This window comes from Mesorhizobium sp. M4A.F.Ca.ET.020.02.1.1 (genome assembly GCF_004022645.1).
In the GTDB taxonomy this organism is placed as follows: domain Bacteria; phylum Pseudomonadota; class Alphaproteobacteria; order Rhizobiales; family Rhizobiaceae; genus Mesorhizobium.
The window spans coordinates 1-2286 of sequence record NZ_RZOI01000860.1 but is presented as its reverse complement, the minus strand read 5'-3'; the positions used below and the strand labels follow the sequence as shown (position 1 = coordinate 2286).

At 63.9% G+C, this 2286-nt stretch carries 2 protein-coding genes; one reads left to right on the top strand and one right to left on the bottom strand.

Features of this window, described 5'->3' with window-relative positions; all coding sequences use genetic code 11:
- Nucleotides 1–110: 110 nt before the first annotated feature.
- Nucleotides 111–1265 (bottom strand): dihydrodipicolinate synthase family protein, encoded by a 1155-nt coding sequence (locus EN742_RS32235; RefSeq protein WP_126058408.1) that lies wholly within the window; start codon nucleotides 1263–1265, stop codon nucleotides 111–113.
- 237 nt (nucleotides 1266–1502) lie between these two features.
- On the opposite strand from EN742_RS32235, the gene EN742_RS32230 reads away from it, so the two are divergent.
- On the top strand, nucleotides 1503–2286 hold a 784-nt coding region (locus tag EN742_RS32230), incomplete at its 3' end, for a LacI family DNA-binding transcriptional regulator (protein WP_148670416.1).

Here is a 2286-nt window from a genome sequence, read left to right as displayed (position 1 = left end):
TGGCCCGTCATTGTCCGTCTTCGCCCGCCCCTCGGGAGAAACAGGGAAAACAGATTTGCCCGGCCAAGGCAAATTTATGGTCTTCGAACGGAACCGATCGGTGGTCGAGGTCAAACGCCTGCGACGGCGCAGAGGCTCTTCATTCGGGCCACCGCAAGCTCGGGATCGGCCAGCAATCCCGCCTGGTCGGCCAGCCGGAACACATCGGCATAATGCAGGATGCCGCGCGCCGACTGCATGCCGCCGACCATCGCGAAATGCTCCTGATGGCCATTCAGCCATGCCATGAAGACGATGCCGGCCTTGTAATATTCGGTCGGCGCCTCGAAGATCTTGCGCGACAGCGGCACCGTCGGCGCCATCAGTGCGTCATAGCCGGCGCGGTCGCCATCGGTGAGCCTGGCCAGCGCCGCGTTGGCGACCGGCGCGATGGCGTCGAAAATGCCGAGCAGCGCATGCGAGTGCCTCCTGCCGTCGCCGGCGATCAACTCGGGGTAGTTGAAGTCGTCGCCGGTGAACATGACGACGCCTTCCGGCAACCGATCCCGCAGCGCCACCTCCTTGCTGGCATCGAGCAGCGATATTTTTATGCCTTCGACCTTGCCGGCATGCCGCTCGATGATGGCCACGACCGTATCGAGCGCCGTCTCGAAATCGCCACTGCCCCAGTATCCCTTCAGGGCCGGATCGAACATGTCGCCCAGCCAGTGCAGGATCACTTTGCCTGACGCCTGCGAGAGGATCCGGTCGTAGATGCTGGAATAGTCGTCCGGGCCCCTGGCGACCGCCGCCAGCGCGCGGCTCGCCATCATGATCGCCTTGCCGCCCTGCCCCTCGATGAAGCCGAACTGCTCCTCATAGGCGGCAATCACATCGTCGAGCGTGCTCGCCGCGGAAGGCGCCAGATGATCGGTGCCGGCCCCCGAAGCGAGATCGGCCCCTTCGACGGTCCGCGCCTCTGCAATCGAGCGGCGGATCAATTCCTTTGCGTTTGCCCAGTCGAAACCCATGCCGCGCTGGGAGGTGTCCATCGCCTCGGCGATGCGGAAGCCGAGCCGCCACAGGTGATGGCGGAACGCCATCGTCCTGTCCCAGTCGACGACGGGCAGCGACCACGGGTCGGTCATGGCGAGGGGGTCGGCGACGACATGGGCGGCGGCATAGGCGACGCGCGAAAACCGCGCCCCGGCAACCGGCTGCGCGGGCCGACCGACAAGCCGGTAGCTGGCGCGGCGGCCACCCTCCTCGGGCAAGGTGATGTCCATGAAACTCTCCCTTTGGCAGCGCCTATAGATGGAACGTTCCAATAAATCAAGAAGCTTTATGATTTTTGCTCTGGCACGCCGAAATGCTGCATCGCAACACGATTTCCCTTGTCGCATAAGGTGTTGACACGGTCGAATTGTCGATTTTTTCGTTTTTCAGAAATCCGGATTGACTCTCCTCTCGCCTCATGATTAGAACGTTCCAATAGATTTGACCAGTTGGGAGGAGCGATCTGGATGGCCAGCCGGGCCAAGGCGACGATACTCGACATCGCCCGTGAAGCGGGCGTGTCCAAGTCGACGGTATCGCTCGTACTGCAGGGCAGCGGGCTGATCCGGCCCGAGACAGCGGTCAAGGTGCGCAAGGCGATCGAGGATGTCGGCTATGTTTACAACCGCGGCGCCGCCAATCTGCGCAAGGCTCACTCCAACGTCATCGGCATGGTCATCAACGATCTCACCAATCCCTTCTTCACCGAACTGGCGGTGGGCATGGAGCGCGTCTTCCAGTCGGCCGGCATCGTGCCCTTCATCGCCAATACGGCCGAGAACCCGGTGCGCCAGGAAGAAGTGCTGAAATCGCTGATGGAGCAGGGCGTCGCCGGGCTGATCGTGTCGCCGGCGCGCGGCACCACGCCGGGCGCCTTCCGCCGCATCGAGACAGCCGGCGTTCCGGTTGTCTTTGCCATGCGCCGTTTGCCCGAGAGCCGCATCCCGGTGATCGCGCCCGACAATCATCGCGGCGCCTTTCTCGCCACCGCCCACCTGATCGGCAAAGGCCATCGCCGGCTGGCCTTCTTCGGCGGTTCTTCCGACCTCGTGGTCTATCACGAGCGGCTGGGCGGTTTCCGCGAGGCCTGCGCGACGCTTGGCGTTGCCGCTGGCGACATCTTGGTCTTCGAAGGCGAGACCAGCCGCAAGGGCGGCATCGCCTGCCTGGATACCGCTATCGCCATGGCCGAACCGCCGACGGCCGCACTTTGCTTCAACGACGCGGTCGCCTTCGGCGCCATGCTGGCGC